This window comes from Streptomyces lincolnensis (genome assembly GCF_021173675.1).
Classification (GTDB): Bacteria; Actinomycetota; Actinomycetes; order Streptomycetales; family Streptomycetaceae; genus Streptomyces; species Streptomyces lincolnensis_B.
The window spans coordinates 125405-141158 of record NZ_JAIHON010000018.1 but is presented as its reverse complement, the minus strand read 5'-3'; the positions used below and the strand labels follow the sequence as shown (position 1 = coordinate 141158).

Sequence of the window (15754 nt, the reverse complement as noted above, 5' to 3'; positions counted from 1 at the left end):
ATGAGCAAGACGACGACCGACGCGACGCCGAACGCCGCGGACGACCAGGACCTCGGCGCCGCCGGATCCCAGCTGTCCACCGCGCCCAAGGAGGACGCGCCCAACCTGCCCGCCCTGGGCGTGATCGGCTGGGCCCGCTGGTTCTGGCGGCAGCTCACCTCCATGCGGGTCGCCCTGCTGCTCCTGCTGCTGCTGGCGCTCGGCGCGATTCCCGGCTCGCTGATCCCGCAGACCGGCACCGACGAGACGAAGGTCGCCGACTTCCGTACGGCTCACCCCACCCTCGGGGACGTCTACGACAAGCTCGGCCTCTTCCACGTCTACAGCTCGGTGTGGTTCTCCGCGGTCTACATCCTGCTGTTCGTCTCCCTCATCGGCTGCATCGTGCCCCGCACCTGGCAGTTCGTCGGCCAGCTGCGCAGCCGCCCGCCGGGCGCGCCCAAGCGGCTGACCCGGCTGCCCGCCTACACGACCTGGCGGACCGAGGCCGAGCCCGAGGACGTACGCGAGGCCGCGCTCACCCTCCTGAAGAAGCGCCGGTTCCGCGCCCACGTCGCGGGTGACGCGATCGCCGCCGAGAAGGGCTATCTGCGCGAGGTCGGCAACCTCGCCTTCCACATCGCGCTGATCGTGATGCTCATCGCCTTCGCCTGGGGCCAGCTGTTCAAGTCCGAGGGCAACAAGCTGATCCTGGAGGGCGACGGCTTCTCCAACACCCTCACCCAGTACGACGACTTCAAGTCCGGCAACCTCTTCAGCAACGACGACCTGGTGCCGTTCAGCTTCACCCTGGACGACTTCTACGGCACCTATGAGACCAGCGGCCCCAACAAGGGCACCCCGCGCGTCTACCAGGCCACGGTGGACTACAGCGTCGGCGCCTACGGCAAGGACAAGAAGTCGGTCATCAAGGTCAACGAGCCGCTGGAGATCGGCGACTCGAAGGTCTACCTCACCGCCCACGGCTACGCCCCCGTCATCAAGATCCGCGACGGCAAGGGCAAGGTCGTCTACGACGACGCCGTGCCCATGCTGCCGCTCGACTCCAACGTCACCTCCACCGGCGTCGTCAAGGTCCTCGACGGCTACAAGAACGCCCAGGGCGTCCGCGAGCAGCTCGGTGTCTCCGCCTTCTTCCTGCCCACCTACACCAAGGGCAGCGAGACCGCCTCGACCTTCCCGGCCCTGCTGAACCCGGTGCTCAACCTGACGCCGTACTACGGCGATCTCGGCGTCGACTCGGGCATCCCGCAGAGCGTCTACCAGCTGAACAAGACGCACATGAAGCAGTTCAAGGACGCCCAGGGCAAGGACGTGCGGGAGAACCTGAGGCCCGGCGAGTCCATGAAGCTCCCGAACGGCGCCGGCACGATCAGCTACGAGGGCACCAAGGAGTGGGCGAACTTCCAGGTCACCCAGCAGCCCGGCAGCACCTGGGCCCTCGCCGGCGCCCTCGCCGCGATCTTCGGCCTCGCCGCCTCCCTGTTCATCCAGCGCCGCCGCGTGTGGGTGCGCGCGGTGAAGGGCGCCGACGGTGTCACGGTCGTGGAGATGGCCGGCCTCGGCCGCAGCGAGTCCGCGAAGGTGCCCGAGGAGCTCGGTGATCTCGCGGGGATCCTGTACGACCTGGCGCCCGGAGCGCCCGAAGCGCCCGACGCCGAGGAACCCGGTACCGAGAAGCTCGGCCCTGAGCACACCGACCCCCATACCCACCCCCACCCCCCAGTCGTACCTGCCGAAAGGCCAGAGAAGTGACTCTCGCCGCCGTAACCGATCTCGCCGGCGCGACGAATCTCGCCGCAGCCACCAACGAAAGCCTCGCCAACCTCAGCAACACGCTGATCTACTCCGCGATGGCCGTCTACACCCTGGCCTTCTTCGCGTACATCGCCGAATGGCTCTTCGGCAGCCGCAGCAAGGTCGGCCGCACGGCCGCCGCGCTCACCGCCGAGGCGAAGGCCAAGGCGAAGGCGCCCGCCGTGACCGTGACGAAGGGCGGCAGCACGGCCGTACTGGAGCGGCCGCAGGTCGTGGTGCGGTCCGCGGCCGGGTCGCGGGACGTGCCCGACGGACCGGGGGCGCACGGCGGGGACGAGCAGGGCGACCTCTACGGGCGTATCGCCATCTCGCTCACCGTGCTCGCCTTCCTGGTCGAGCTGGCGGGCGTGATCGCCCGCGCGGCCTCGGTGGAGCGGGCGCCATGGGGCAACATGTACGAGTTCAACATCACCTTCTCCACGGTGGCCGTCGGCGTGTACCTCTCGCTGCTCGCCCTGAAGAAGAACGTGCGCTGGCTCGGGCTGTTCCTGATCACCACGGTCCTCCTCGATCTCGGTCTCGCCGTCACTGTCTTGTACACCGCCAGCGACCAGTTGGTTCCCGCCCTTCACTCGTACTGGCTGTACATCCACGTCTCCACCGCGATCTTCTGCGGCGCGGTGTTCTACGTCGGCGCGGTCGCCACGATCCTGTACCTCTTCAAGGACAGCTACGAGAACAAGCTCGCGACCGGCGGCACCCCCGGCCGCTTCGCGAACTCGGTCCTGGACCGCCTGCCCGCGTCGGCCTCCCTCGACAAGTTCGCCTACCGCGTCAACGCGGCCGTCTTCCCGCTGTGGACGTTCACGATCATCGCGGGCGCGATCTGGGCGGGCGACGCCTGGGGCCGCTACTGGGGCTGGGACCCCAAGGAGACCTGGTCCTTCATCACCTGGGTCGCCTACGCCGGCTACCTCCACGCCCGAGCCACCGCCGGCTGGAAGGGCCGCAAGGCCGCCTACCTCGCCCTGATCGCCTTCGGCTGCTGGCTGTTCAACTACTACGGCGTCAACATCTTCGTCTCCGGCAAGCACTCGTACGCCGGCGTCTGACCACCACGCACCGACCGCCGTACGGTAAAGGCCGGTTCCCCTGACCCACGTCACGGGAACCGGCCTTTGTCACCCTTCGGACCACGTGCGCGAGACCCGGTCACGGGTCACGCTGGTGTCATGAGCGGTTCCGTCGAACAGGGCGCCAGTGAGACGCATGGGACCATGCGCGTCCTGCACTTCCTGGTGCGCCTCCCGACCTCCATGGAGGCGGCCTGGCCCGCGCTGGCCACGGCGCAGGGCCTGGCCGCCTGGTTCACCCCGGCCGGCACCCTCGAACCCCGCCTCGGCGGCACGATCACCCTCGACGGCCTGGGTACGGGCCGCGTCACCGCCTGGGACGTCGAGCGGATCGCCGAGTACACGCTGGAGCGGGCCGGCCGCCTCCGCTTCCACCTCGAACGCGACGGTGACGAGGCGTCCATCCTCCGCTTCACCCATGAGTCCCGGGGCGAGGAGGAGAGCGAACGACGGTGGCGGGAGCGTTTCGAGCGGCTGATCGAGGTGCTGCTCAGCCGACCGTGATCGAGTCCAGCTTCGCTCGGAGGTACGCGTGGGAGTCCACCGGCTCGTACGCCACGCGGCCGACCGGGGCCGGTACCGACTCGACGATCGTGCCCGGGGTGCATTCGCCGAAGTAGACGAGGGACATGAGTTCCTCGGCGGGGGTGTCGGCGGGCGGGGGCAGGACGCGGTGGCGGCCGGAGCGCCAGCGGTCGCCGGTCCAGCGGGCCATGAGGTCGCCGATGTTGATGGTGAAGGCGTCGGGGTCGTAGGGGGCGTCCTCCCAGCCGCCGGCGTCGGTGTAGACCTGGAGTCCGCCCTTGCCGGCCTGGCGGTCGAGGATCGTGACCGTGCCGAAGTCGGTGTGCGGGCCGATGCGGAACTGGCCGGGCCGGGGCTCGCCGACGATCTCCGTGCCCGGGTACCAGTTGATGTTGAAGCCGTACGTCGGATGGTCCATGTGCCGTGAGAAGAAGTCGGGTTCGAGGCCGAGTGCCTCGCCGAGCAGGGAGAGCAGCTGCTTCTCCAGCTCGGCCATCCGGTCCAGGTACTCCTCGCAGAGCGCCCGCAGCTCGGGGACCTCGGCAGGCCAGACGTTGGGCGCGTACCACTCGGCGTCGACGACCGGGTCGTCGAAGGGGTCGTGGGTCGCGAAGGTCAGGGACTCCTTGAGGTCCGGCGGGGTCTCGGTGCCTTCCGAATAGCCGTTCGCCTCGGCGCCCGGACCGAGCCAGCCGCGACCGCCGACCTTCGCGGTGTACGGCTGCTTGACCTCGACGGGCATCCGGAAGAAGGTCCGGGCCGCCTCCCGGATGGCCGCGCGCAGCGCGGGGTCCACGCCGTGCCCGGTGACCAGCAGGAATCCGGCGGTCTGCAGGGCCCCGTCGACGGTACGGGCGATGGCGGCACGCGCCTCGGGACCGCCCTCCGTCCAGGGGCGCAGGTCGATCGTGGGGATGCGGGGCTCACTCACCGATGTCCTCGTTCCACAGAGTCGGATGGTTCTTGATGAAGTCGCGCATCAGCGCGACGCACTCCGGGTCGTCCAGGACCACGATCTCCACGCCGTGTTCCGCCAGCCAGTCGTGGCCGCCGTGGAAGGTGGCCGCCTCGCCGATCACCACCCGGGAGATGCCGAACTGGCGGACCAGACCGGAGCAGTACCAGCACGGGGAGAGCGTGGTCACCATCGTCGTACCGCGATACGACCGCTGCCGTCCCGCCGCGCGGAACGCGGCCGTCTCCGCGTGCGTCGAGGGGTCGCCGTCCTGGACGCGGCGGTTGTGGCCGCGGCCCAGGAGCGTGCCGTCGGCTCCGTACAGCGCGGCGCCGATGGGGATGCCGCCCTCGGCGAGCCCGGCGCGGGCCTCGGCGACGGCGGTGGCGAGCCATGTACGGGCCGTCGCGTGATCCAGCGGCTCCGGACGGTTCAGCGGCTCAGGAGAGTCCAGCGGTTCCGGGCGGTCCAGTGGATTCGGACGGTCCAGCGGGTCCTGTCGGTCCATGTCCTCACTCTCCTGTGGGCGAAACACGAGGGCAACGTGCGGAAAGTACTCTCCCGGCCATCCGCACCCGGACGAAGTGTCAGCGCCCTGGGAGGTCCTCGTGCCCGCACTCACCCTCCGCGAAGTCCTCGCCCTCGATCCCGTGCGCGCCGCCGAGCCCGAACTGCTGGCCGGGGAGGGGGCCCTGGACCGCCCGGTGCGCTGGGTCCACTCCAGTGAGGTGTACGAGGGCGCCAACTTCCTGGACGGCGGGGAACTGCTGCTCACCAACGGGTTCGGGCTGACCGACGCCGACGAGCAGGTCCGCCGCCGGTATGTGCGCGAGCTGGCCGCCCGGGGCGCCGCAGGGCTGGCCGTGGAGGTCGGGCGTTCCCTGCCGAGCATGCCCGCCGAGGTGACCGACGAGGCGCGGCGGCTGAACCTGCCGCTGCTGTCGCTGCACCGGGTCGTGCCCTTCGTACGGATCACGGAGGCGGCGAACCGGGCGATCGTGGCCCGGGGGCTGGCGGGACTGGCGGGACTGACAGGGCGGTCGGGTCCGTCAGGTCCGTCGGGCATACGGCCATGGGGTTCCCGCGACGAGCACGCGGCCGCGCTCCTGGCCGACCTCGCCGACCGCGCCGCCCTGAACCAGCCCGAGGTGGAGGCCCGCGCCGCCCTCGCCGGCTTCCACCCCGGCCCGGACGCCCGCCTCATCGCCGTCTCCCTCCACGGCACACCCGATCCCGGCACACGGGACCCCGGCACGATCGACCGCGCGGCCCGCCTGCTCGGCGGAGCGGGGGTGCTGCGCGCCGCGTTCCCGGGGGACGTCCTGGGGCTGCTGTCGCTGCCGGGGAGGGGGAGTGGTGTGCGTGAGAGAGCGGGCGGGCTCACCAAGGCCGGGACCGGGACCGGGGCCCGGGGGGACGGGACCGATGCCCGTCCCGGCGCCGACCACCACCGCCCCGGCGACCCCGTCCGCGCCGTCCAGGAGGTCTTCCGGGACATCGCCGCGCCCGGCGTCACCGTCGCCGTGGGGCATGCCGTGGCCGCCGGGTCCGGCTGGCTGCGGTGGAGTGACACCCTGCGGGCGGCGCGGGCGACCCTGGAGCTGGCGTTGACCGTGCCGGCGGCCGAACCGGCCGTAGCGGGAGGGCCGTTGGTGACGTCGTCGCGGGCGCTCGCGCTGGAGCGGGAGTTGACGCGGGGCGGGGTCGACGCGAACCGGGAGCGGTTGGCCGGGCTGGTCCAGCACGCGTTGGGGCCGTTGCTGGCCTGGGAGGCGGCGCACCCGAGCGATCTCGTCCGCACCCTGGAGGTGCACCTGCGCAACGGCTGCTCCCCGACCCGCACGGCCGCGCTCCTGCACATCGGTCGGCAGTCCCTCTACCAGCGCCTGGAACGCATCGAGTCCCTGCTCGGCCTGGAGATCGACGACCCGGACCTGCTGGGCGAACTGCTGGCGGCGGCCTGCGCGCACCGGGTGGTGCGGGGGACGGGCCCGGCCGTCGCGGGCGGTCTGCGGCCGGTGGCCTGAGCGCGTCGGACGACCGGTCGCAGACCGCTCGGGGCCCCTCGCGCACGTACGGTCACACCCTCCCGGGGGAGTTTTCCACAGGCCCGCGTACCGGGGTCGGGCGATCGCGTACCGTGAAGGCGCGGGTGCGGTGCGGAGTCGCACGTCGGGCGTCCCGTAACTCGTGGACGCCGCGCGTCGGGGCGTCCCGCGCTCGTGGACGGCCCTGTCCGGGGGAGGGGGAGGCGGTCATGGGGGACACCGTCCGAGGGGAGCCGGTCAGTGCGGGCCGGGTCGCCGTGCCGTCCGCCTCTGCTGTCCGGTTACCGGTCGCCGACCCGGGCCGACGCAGTCGAGCAGGCAGCCCGTCCCCGCGTCGTACCGCCGTCGTCCTGGCCGTGGCCGGTGGGGCGTTCGGCGCCCTCGTGCTGGTCGTCACCGCGCCCGACCGGCATCCCGACTCGACCTCGACGCTCTTCTCCGGAGCGGTCGGCGGGCTGTACCTCGGCGCCGGGCTGCTGGCACGGCTGCGTCGGCCAGGCAACGTGGTCGGGCTGCTGATGCTGCTGGTGGGCATCGGCTGGTTCGCGGAGGACCTCCAGATCTCCACCGACCCCTTGGTGCACACGATCGGCCTGTTCCTGCGCTCGGCGTCCACCGGCTTCCTGATCCCACTGCTCCTGGTCTTCCCCTACGGCCGACCGCGCGCCCGCGAGGACGACGGCGCGGTGGCCGCCGTCGCCGACCGGGTGCTGGCGGCCGTCGGCTGCACGGTGGCCTTCGTCCTCCAGCCCGTCGGCGTGTTCTTCCACGCCTCGGTGACGGAGAACCTGCTGCTCGTGCACCCCGTGCCGGGGCTGCGGCGGCTGACCGACGCGGTGCAGCTCGTGGTCAGCGTGGCCGTGGTCGCCGTACTGCTGTGGCGCTGGGCGCAGGCCTCCCGGCCCTACCGCAGGGAACTCTCCCCGCTGCTCGCCGTCGGTCTCGTGGGCGGCCTCGCCTCCGGGCTCGACGCGGCGCTCGGCGCCGGCCGGGAGTGGTCGCACGCCCCGCTGCTCACCGTCACGCACCTGTCGGTGCTGTGCCTGCCGCTCGCCTTCCTCGCCGGGGTGTGGCGGATCCGCCTGGGCCGGACCGCCGTGGCCGAACTGCTGCGCAGGCTGCCGCTCGACTCCCGCCGGGAACTGCGCGACGAACTCGCCAGGACCCTCGACGACGACTCGCTCCAACTGGGCTTCCCCGACACGGCCGATGACGGGCAAAAAGAAGGGGATGGAGACGGAGGCGGGTACGTCGACATCGACGGCCGCCCCCTGACCGCCCGGCCCGGACAGTGGACGAGCGTCCTGGAGCGTGACGGCCGCCGGGTCGGGATCCTCGTCCACGATCCGGCGCTCAGGGAGGACCGGTACGTGCTTCAGGCGGTCGTCTCCGCCGCCGCGCTGGAACTCGACAACCAGGCCCTGGTCGCCGAACTGCGCGCCTCCCGCCGCCGCGTCATCGAGGCCGGCGACGAGCAGCGGCGCGAGGTGGAGCGCGCCCTGCACGACGGCGCCCAGCAGCGGTTCATCAACCTGGGGCTCCAACTGCGCGTCGCCCGCCGCAGGTTGGACCGCGCGGCGAGCGGCCCCGACCTGGCCGGGATGCTGGACGAGGCGCTCGCCACCCTGGAGCAGGGCCATGCCGAACTGCGGGTGGCGGCCCGCGGAATCCACCCGGTGGTGCTGAGCGAGGCCGGGCTGGTACCGGCGCTGCGCTCGCTCACCGCCGATCTGCCGCTCCCCGTGGATCTGCGCGCCGAGGGCCTGCCCCCGCTGCCCGAGCCGGTCGAACTCACCGCGTACTACGTCGTGAAGGAGGCCATCAGCAACGTGCTCAAGCACGCCGAGGCCCGCACCGTCCGCGTCGGCCTCCACCACTCCGGCGACCTGCTGCACCTGAGCGTCACCGACGACGGCGTCGGCGGCGCGGACCCGGCCGAGGGCGGCACCGGACTGCTGGGACTGCGCCACCGGGTCTCGGCGTACGACGGCACCCTGACCGTCCGCAGCCGCCCCGGCGAGGGCACGGTCGTCGCCGTGACGCTGCCCGCGAAAGGGGGGCCGGTATGACGGATCCCGGGCGCCGGGTCCTGCGTATCGTGCTGGCCGACGACGACCCGGTCTACCTGCGCGGACTCGCGGCCATCCTGGAGGACGAGGGTCACGAGATCACCGCGCGGGCGGGGGACGCGCGCGAGCTGCGGGACGCCGTCGCCGCCACCCTGCCCGACCTCGCCGTCGTGGACATCAGGATGCCGCCCACCCACACCGTGGAAGGTCTCCGGGCCGCGGTGGAGATCCGCGCGGCCCAGCCCGCCGTAGGCATTCTGCTGCTGTCCAAGGACATGGAGCTGACCCATCTGCGCCGGCTGCTGGAGGCCGGGCCCCCGGCCGCCGCCGGAGGGATCGGCTACCAGCTCAAGTCCCGGGTCAGCGGGGCGGACTTCGTCACCGAGGTGGTGGACGAGGTCGGGGCCGGCCGGTACGCCATCGACGGCGAGATCCAGCGCGCCCTCTACCGCACCCCGCGCCGCCGCGACCGGCTGGCCGCCCTCACCGGGCAGCAGCTGAAGGTGCTCGAACTCATGGCCCGCGGGCTGTCCAACTCGGCCCTCGCGGCACGCCTGTCGATCAGCAAAAGGACGGTGGAGGACCACGTCAACACCGTCTTCGACAAGCTCGGCCTGCGGCCCGAGGCCAAGGAGGCGTACGACCGCCGGGTGCGGGCGGTGCTGATGTATCTCGCTGACGACGATTAGAACTCCCGGTCAGGGAGCGAGCAGCCGCGTCAGCTCCGCCGCCGACAACCGCTCCTTCGCGAGGAACCCCACCGCCGGCGAACGGCTGATCCGCTCCCCGTACAGCTCGGCCTCCCGCGCCGAGCAGAGGACCACCACCGTCGCCGGGGCCACGCCGTGCAGCGCCCGGCAGACGGCGAAGCCGTCCTCGAACCCGTCCCCGTCCGGCAGCCCGATGTCCAGCAGTACGGCATCGGGCCGCGACCGCACCACCGCGGCGACGGCCTCGGCCCCCGAACCCGCCTCCGTCGCCGCGAAGTCCCCGTCCGCCTCCAGCAACGCCCGTGCCGCGGCCCGGAATCCGGGGTCGTCGTCGACGATCAGCACGGTGTGGGGCATGGGCCCATGGTCACCGCGGGCGAGGGGCTCCGTCATCCGTGCCCGTACGGATATAGGGGCCCCGCGATCCCGTGTCGGCCACGATGTGCCCGCCCCCGCCCGGCGCCCACACTGGCCGGACCGTTCGCCGACCGGTGACGGGGGAGGAGTCAGAAGGAAGATCATGAAACGGATACGGGGGAGAGGGCGCACCGCGGTCGTGCTCACGGTCGTCCTGGCCGTCGTCGCCCTGCTGGCGGCGAAGTGCCCCGCCGACAAGGCCGCCCAGAAAGTCGCCGTACGGGCCGTGGCGCGTGGCGTGATGAGTGCCGCGCCCTTCTTCGTGCGGCTCGGCACCGACATCGTGCTCGGGGCGGCGATGGACTACGTCGCGGGGGAGATCGGTGGCGGCGACCCGGGCCTGTACGGGGGGACCCGGGACGCCGGCCACTGCGACAAGGACCGGCTGGTCGACTTTCTCGAGAAGCCGGGGAACCGGGACAAGGCCAAGGCGTGGGCCGATGCCCAGGGGCTCGACGGCGTCGGCGAGATCGAGGGCTTCGTGAAGAAGCTGACGCCCGTCCTGCTGCGCACCGACACGCTGGTCAAGAACCACGACTTCAAGAAGGGGAAGGCGGACGCGTTCGACGCGCTGCTCGAAGCGGGGATCGCCATCCTGGTCGACCAGTTCGGCAAGCCGGCGGTGCAGTGCAGCTGCGGCAACCCGCTGGCCTCGTTCGAGCACGACACCGACAAGGCGGACGTGGAGTTCGACGGCCGCAACAAGAAGTGGCCCTCGTACGACGCGGACAAGCTGACCAAGGTCAAGCCCAAGGACGAGCCCGTCAAGGTCTACCAGCTTGTCGACGTCGAGGACCCGGACAGCGGACTGGCCCGCGAGGCGGGCTCCGACGGCACGGACGACGAGGTGCTGCCAGAGGTGCCGGAACTGGGCGGGGAGTCCGTCTCGCCCTCCGACTCCCCGGCGGAGGGGACCACGACGGTCCCGGACGTACGAGGTCAGCCCCTCACCGACGCGCGGGCGGTTCTGGAGGGCCAGGGGTTCCAGGTCGCCACGGCCGAGGAGATCACCGATACGGCCCTTCCCGGCACGGTCATCGACCAGGGCCCGGAGCCGGGGAACGAGGCGCCGGCCGGCTCCGAGGTGACGCTGACCGTGGCGAGCGGCGGCATCGGCACCGACCCGCCGCCCACCGATGTGCCGACCGACGTGCCCACGCCGGACATCGTGGACGAAGACAACGGCGAGACCGGCGGGCTCGGCGAGACCACCGACAGCGGCTCCGGCGGCTGACGGTCCGCGGTGGGGCGCCGGTGCCGAGGGGGAGGCACCGGCGCCCCACCCATGCCTGGGGCCTGGGCCGACGTCGTCACCCCATGTCGGTCGCGTCGAGGTACCCGTACAGCGCCCCCGCCCCTTCGAGCATCGCCCGCGTCCGGGCGGCGAGGGCGTCCGCGCGGGCCGCGATCGCCGTGCCCAGGGCCTCGCTGCCGCCCTCCCTGCGCAGCTCTTCCAGGACCGGGCGGATCTGGGCGAGGAGGTAGTGGCTGCGGCGCAGGGTGAGGATGATGCGGGCGTCGCGGACGTCCGCGGGCCCGTATGTCCGGTACGACGTCCCGCGCTCCCGGGGAGGCGTCAGCAGCCCCGCCGCCTCCCACACGCGCAGGGCCGACGGCCGTACGCCGAGCAGCGCGGCCACCTCGCCGATGCGCAGGCCGGAGCGGGGCACTTCGGGCGGGGCGGCACCGGCGAGTGCCTGGACGGCCTCGCTAGTGGCGCGCAGGGCGTTGCGCTCGGAGTTGAGGGTTGCGTGGGCGGCGTCGACGAGGGCGAGGGCGGCCGGGACGTCACCGGAGTGCAGGGTCCGCATGATCCGGTTCGCCGTCGGGTGGCCGTAGCCCTTGAGGAGGGTCCGGTAGGTCAGCAGTGCCTGTCGGTGCAGGTAGCGGAAGGTGCGGTAGCCGGATGCGGTGCGTTCGGCCGGGGGCAGGACGCCCGCTTCCTCGTAGTTGCGGATCTGCTGGGTGGAGACCCCGGCCAGGCGGGCCAGGTCGACGGGGCGGAGACGGTCGTCGGCAGCCATGATCGCCCCAGGGTAGCGAAAAGTCTCCACTCGCAACTTCAATGAAAAACTTGAAGGCATGGACGACTGCATCCGAGTCAACGGCGCCCGTCTGCACAATCTCCGGAACGTCTCCCTCTCGATACCCAGGAACAAGCTGGTGGTCCTGACCGGTCTCTCCGGCTCCGGCAAGTCCACCCTCGCCCTCGACACCCTTCACCAGGAGGGCCAACGGCAGTACATGGAGTCGCTGGGCATGGTCACGCCCTTCGTCAGCCGGCCCTCGGTGGACTCGATCACCGGCCTCTCCCCGTCGATCAGCGTCGACCAGCACCACACCAACCGCAGCCCGCGCTCCACGGTCGGCACGGTCACCGAGGTGTTCACCTATCTGCGGCTGCTGTGGTCGCGGATCGGCGTGCGGGTGTGCCAGGGGTGCGGGGGGAGCGTCCCGCCGTCCCACACCTACGCGTACGACGACGAGGAGGCGGACGCGGACGTGGACGCCGCCCCGGACGGCGAGAGCACTCCCTGCCCGCACTGCGCGACCCCGCTGCCCGCGCTCGCGATGGGCTCCTTCTCCTTCAACAAGCCCGCCGGGGCGTGCCCCGACTGCACCGGCCTCGGCGAGGTGTTCCGGGCGGACGTGGGACGCCTGGTCGACGGCAGCCGCCCGGTCTCCGGGGGCGCGATCCTCGGCCTGCACCCGAGGGCCGCCGAACGCACCGTCGAACTCCTGCGGGCCGCCGCCGCCCACTACGGCCTCGCCCTCGACCCCGACACACCCTTCGAGGAACTGGGCGACGCACAGCGGGACTTGGTCCTCTACGGCGTCGAAAGCCCCGAGTTCCGGCGGTGGTTCCCCTCGGTGGAGCCGCCCGCGACCGTGGCCGCCGGCCGTTTCGAGGGCGTCGTGACGGCCCTGATGCGGCGGTACGCCGAGCGGATCGAGGACGCCGAGTACCGGGAACGGACCGAGAAGCAGGCACTGGTGAAGGAGGCGTGCCGGGCCTGCGAGGGCACCCGGCTGCGGCCGGAGAGCCGGGCGGTCACCGTGCACGGCCTGACGATCGACCGGGCGGCCCGGCTCCCGCTGGACGAACTCGCCGCCTGGGTCGGCGGGTTGGAGCGGCGCGTCGGCGCCGAGGAGTGGCCGCTCGTCGAACCGGTCGTCGCCGACCTGGAGGAGCGGGTGCGACGCCTGGTCGACGTCGGTGTCGGCTACCTGACCCTGGACCAGTCCACGCCCAGCCTGTCGGCGGGCGAGACCCAGCGCCTGCGCCTGGCCGCCCTCCTGGGCTCGGGCCTCACCGGTGTCCTCTACGTCCTGGACGAACCGACCATCGGCCTGCACCCGGCGGACACCGGCCGCCTGGTCCACGTGCTGCGGCGGCTGCGCGACCTGGGCAACACGGTGCTCGTCATCGAACACGACCTGGACGTGCTGCGCACCGCGGACCACGTCGTGGACGTCGGTCCGGGCGCGGGCCGGGACGGCGGTCTGATCGTCGCCCAGGGCACCCCGGAAGAGGTGGCCGCGACCGAGGGGTCGGTGACGGGCGCGTATCTGTCGGGGCGGCTCCCGGCACCGCGGTCGAGGGCGCGCGGGGCCGGCGACCGGGCCCTGGTGATCCGGGGCGCCCGGGCCCACAACCTCCGGGACGTCACCGTACGGATCCCGCTCGGGCGGCTGGTCTCGGTGACCGGCCCCTCCGGGTCGGGCAAGTCGACGCTGCTGTTGGACGTCCTGGACCGGGCAGCGCGCAGGCGCTTCCACGGGGCCGGGGACTCGCCGGGCGAGCACGACGGGATCGACGGCTGGGAGCACGTCGGCAAGGTCGTCACGATCGACCAGGAACCGATCAGCAGGCTGCCCCGCTCGAACGCGGCGACCTACGCGGACGTCTTCACCCCGATCCGGGAGGTCTTCGCGGCACGCTCGGGCGGGCGGCTGACGCCCGGTGCCTTCTCCTTCAACGTCGCCGGTGGCGGGCGGTGCGAACGCTGCGAGGGCGCCGGGGTGCTGAGCGTCCACATGCACTTCCTGCCGGCCGTGGAGGTGCGCTGCCCGGCCTGCCGGGGCCGCCGCTTCCGCGACGAGATCCTGGCGGTGCGCCATGACGGCCACGACATCAGCGAGGTGCTCCGGGCGACGGTCGACGAGGCCCTGACGGTGTTCAAGGACGTCCCCGCGGTCGCCTCCCGGCTGCGGCGCCTGGCCGATGTCGGCCTGGGCTACCTCCCGCTCGGCCAGCCGGCCACCACCCTGTCCGGCGGCGAGGCCCAACGCCTGAAGCTGGCCAAGGAGTTGGGCCGCCGTGCCGCTGGCGGCACCCTCTACCTCCTCGACGAGCCGACCACCGGCCTGCACGCCGCCGACACCGCCCGCCTCCTCGCCGTACTCCAACGCCTGGTCGACACGGGCCACTCCGTGGTGACCATCGAGCACAACCTCGACGTCATCCGCGCCTCGGACTGGCTGATCGACCTCGGACCCACCGGCGGCGCGGGCGGCGGCGCGGTCGTCGCCGAGGGGACGCCGGAGGACGTGGCCGCGGCGGAGGCGTCCGGGACGGGGAGGTTCCTGGAGGTGGGGGTGCCGGTGTGACACTCCAGGGTGCGCCAGGGGCCGTGCCGGGCGGTGGCGCACCCTGAGAGCGCCGCGTCAGGCCCGTGACCCGAGCCGCCCCCGCAGCGCCGCGTACAGCCCAGCGCTCACCGCGAAGCCGACCAGGCAGGTGATGTCACCGAAGGACGGCCAGCGGTCCGGGACCCAGCCGACGTATTTCTCCTGGTTGGAGAAGAGCGGGACGGACACCACGATGCCCGCCAACAGGGCGGTGATACCCGGCAGGTTGGAGAAGGAGTGGTCGCTCAGCCGTCCCGACAGGTCCGTGTCGGGCGTGCGCGCCTGGAGCCACCGTTCCACCAGGACGACCCCCAGCCAGGGCCCCACCCAGTAGGCGATCACCAGCAGGAACGCCTCGTAGGCGTGCCCCGCGTCCGCGAGCGAGGCCCACGCCGCCGCCGTACCGGCGAGTCCGCACAGGACGACGATCGCGCCGCGCCCGAGCCACGGCGGGAGCTTCAGGCCCAGCGAGGTGATGGACATGGCCGAGGAGTAGACGTTGAGGGCGTTCGCGGAGACCGCGCCCAGGATGATCGCCAGCAGGACCAGATCGCTCAGCCAGCCGGGGAGGTGGCCGGTGAAGGCCGCGGTGGGGGTGGCGTCCTGCGGTGCGACGATCGTCGCCGACGCCGCGCCGATCACCGAGACGACCGCGATCGAGACGAACAGACCGACGGCCGGGTACACGGCCGTCCTGAGGCGGCTCGCCGTACGCGGGAGATAGCGGGAGTAGTCCGAGGCGCCCGGGTTCCAGCCGGCCGCGTAGCCCCAGGCCGCGCTGAAGGCCAGGAGGAAGCCGCCGATGCCGCCGCCCGCGCCCGACCCGCCGAGGTCGGCCTCCTTGAAGGTCCACACCCCGGCGAGCAGGAAGATCACCGCCAGCGCCGGGAAGGCGTACTTCTCGAAGGCGTGGACGAAGTTGTGGCCGATGAAGCCGATCACGATCTCCGCCGCGACCACCAGCAGCAGCGAGGGCAGCGGACGCAGGCCCGTCAGCGTGTTCAGCGCGAAGGCCGCGCTCACACTGTTCACCGCGAACCAGCCGACACCGGCGACCAGCGCGTTCACACCCGCGGGCAGCACATTGCCCCGGTACCCGAAGGAGAAGCGGCCGATCGCCATCTGCGGGACACCGAACCGCGGCCCGTCCAGGGACAGGATCCCGTGGGTGAGCGCCCCCAGCCCGGTGCCCAGCAGCAGCGCCGCCGTCGCCTGCCAGAAGCTCAGGCCGAAGAAGAGGACCGAGATCACGCCGATGTAGACCGTCGCGAACTCGATGTTCGGGGACGCCCAGGTCCACAGCAACTGCCGTGGACTGCCGTGCCGTTCGGCGTCGGGGATGGGTTCCGAGCCCGCCGTCTCCACGGCGATGACCTTGTCGCCGTACTCGGGGGCGATCGTGCCGGCGGAGTCGGCGGGAGCAGTCGTCATGCGAGCCAAGTGTCCGGCCCGCACCCGCCCGCGCCCAGGGGCGCACTGTCCGCTTCGGGTGGCTCGACGGCGTACA

13 protein-coding genes are annotated in these 15754 nt (G+C 72.3%); 8 read left to right on the top strand and 5 right to left on the bottom strand.

The window, feature by feature from the left end; genetic code table 11:
- The 3 genes from resB to K4B79_RS40610 all read left to right on the top strand — a co-directional run bounded on the left by resB (nucleotide 1) and on the right by K4B79_RS40610 (nucleotide 3395).
- On the top strand, nucleotides 1-1755 hold the full coding sequence (resB, locus tag K4B79_RS40620) for a cytochrome c biogenesis protein ResB (RefSeq protein WP_232032454.1): 1755 nt from the start codon (nucleotides 1-3) through the stop codon (nucleotides 1753-1755).
- Nucleotides 1752-2870, top strand: coding sequence for a c-type cytochrome biogenesis protein CcsB (gene ccsB / locus K4B79_RS40615; protein WP_232032453.1), 1119 nt, complete (start codon nucleotides 1752-1754; stop codon nucleotides 2868-2870). Before resB ends, ccsB begins: the two co-directional genes overlap by 4 nt.
- Before the next feature lie 120 nt (nucleotides 2871-2990).
- On the top strand, nucleotides 2991-3395 hold the full coding sequence (locus K4B79_RS40610; RefSeq protein WP_232032452.1) for a hypothetical protein: 405 nt from the start codon (nucleotides 2991-2993) through the stop codon (nucleotides 3393-3395).
- Here K4B79_RS40610 and K4B79_RS40605 read toward each other — a convergent pair.
- The gene (locus tag K4B79_RS40605; RefSeq protein WP_232032451.1) at nucleotides 3382-4347 is read right to left on the bottom strand and encodes an isopenicillin N synthase family dioxygenase; all 966 of its coding nucleotides are present in this window, start codon (nucleotides 4345-4347) and stop codon (nucleotides 3382-3384) included. The two genes, K4B79_RS40610 and K4B79_RS40605, sit on opposite strands and share 14 nt — an antisense overlap.
- Nucleotides 4340-4879 (bottom strand): nucleoside deaminase, encoded by a 540-nt coding sequence (locus K4B79_RS40600; RefSeq protein ID WP_374208577.1) that lies wholly within the window; start codon nucleotides 4877-4879, stop codon nucleotides 4340-4342. Before K4B79_RS40600 ends, K4B79_RS40605 begins: the two co-directional genes overlap by 8 nt.
- A gap of 100 nt (nucleotides 4880-4979) precedes the next feature.
- Here K4B79_RS40600 and K4B79_RS40595 point away from each other — a divergent pair, with 100 nt between their 5' ends.
- The 3 genes from K4B79_RS40595 (at nucleotide 4980) to K4B79_RS40585 (ending at nucleotide 9177) form a co-directional block, all read left to right on the top strand.
- Nucleotides 4980-6398 carry a PucR family transcriptional regulator ligand-binding domain-containing protein gene (locus K4B79_RS40595; RefSeq protein ID WP_232032450.1) on the top strand — a complete coding sequence of 473 codons (1419 nt, stop codon included), beginning with the start codon at nucleotides 4980-4982 and terminating at the stop codon, nucleotides 6396-6398.
- A gap of 230 nt (nucleotides 6399-6628) precedes the next feature.
- The gene (locus K4B79_RS40590; protein ID WP_232032449.1) at nucleotides 6629-8488 is read left to right on the top strand and encodes a sensor histidine kinase; all 1860 of its coding nucleotides are present in this window, start codon (nucleotides 6629-6631) and stop codon (nucleotides 8486-8488) included.
- On the top strand, nucleotides 8485-9177 hold the full coding sequence (locus K4B79_RS40585) for a response regulator transcription factor (protein ID WP_232032448.1): 693 nt from the start codon (nucleotides 8485-8487) through the stop codon (nucleotides 9175-9177). The genes K4B79_RS40590 and K4B79_RS40585 overlap by 4 nt, the downstream gene beginning before the upstream one ends.
- Before the next feature lie 9 nt (nucleotides 9178-9186).
- Here the strand turns inward: K4B79_RS40585 and K4B79_RS40580 are convergent, their stop codons facing one another.
- Nucleotides 9187-9555 carry a response regulator transcription factor gene (locus K4B79_RS40580; protein ID WP_232032447.1) on the bottom strand — a complete coding sequence of 123 codons (369 nt, stop codon included), beginning with the start codon at nucleotides 9553-9555 and terminating at the stop codon, nucleotides 9187-9189.
- Between the two features lie 163 nt (nucleotides 9556-9718).
- Here K4B79_RS40580 and K4B79_RS40575 point away from each other — a divergent pair, with 163 nt between their 5' ends.
- Nucleotides 9719-10849: a PASTA domain-containing protein gene (locus K4B79_RS40575; protein WP_232032446.1), complete on the top strand. Its 1131-nt coding sequence runs from the start codon at nucleotides 9719-9721 to the stop codon at nucleotides 10847-10849.
- Nucleotides 10850-10925: 76 nt separating this feature from the next.
- Here K4B79_RS40575 and K4B79_RS40570 read toward each other — a convergent pair whose 3' ends face one another.
- Nucleotides 10926-11639, bottom strand: coding sequence for a MerR family transcriptional regulator (locus K4B79_RS40570; protein WP_232032445.1), 714 nt, complete (start codon nucleotides 11637-11639; stop codon nucleotides 10926-10928).
- Nucleotides 11640-11697: 58 nt separating this feature from the next.
- Here K4B79_RS40570 and uvrA point away from each other — a divergent pair, with 58 nt between their 5' ends.
- Nucleotides 11698-14226: an excinuclease ABC subunit UvrA gene (uvrA, locus tag K4B79_RS40565; RefSeq protein ID WP_232032444.1), complete on the top strand. Its 2529-nt coding sequence runs from the start codon at nucleotides 11698-11700 to the stop codon at nucleotides 14224-14226.
- Between the two features lie 57 nt (nucleotides 14227-14283).
- Here uvrA and K4B79_RS40560 read toward each other — a convergent pair whose 3' ends face one another.
- Nucleotides 14284-15678, bottom strand: coding sequence for a purine-cytosine permease family protein (locus K4B79_RS40560; RefSeq protein ID WP_232032443.1), 1395 nt, complete (start codon nucleotides 15676-15678; stop codon nucleotides 14284-14286).
- Between the last annotated feature and the right edge of the window lie 76 nt (nucleotides 15679-15754).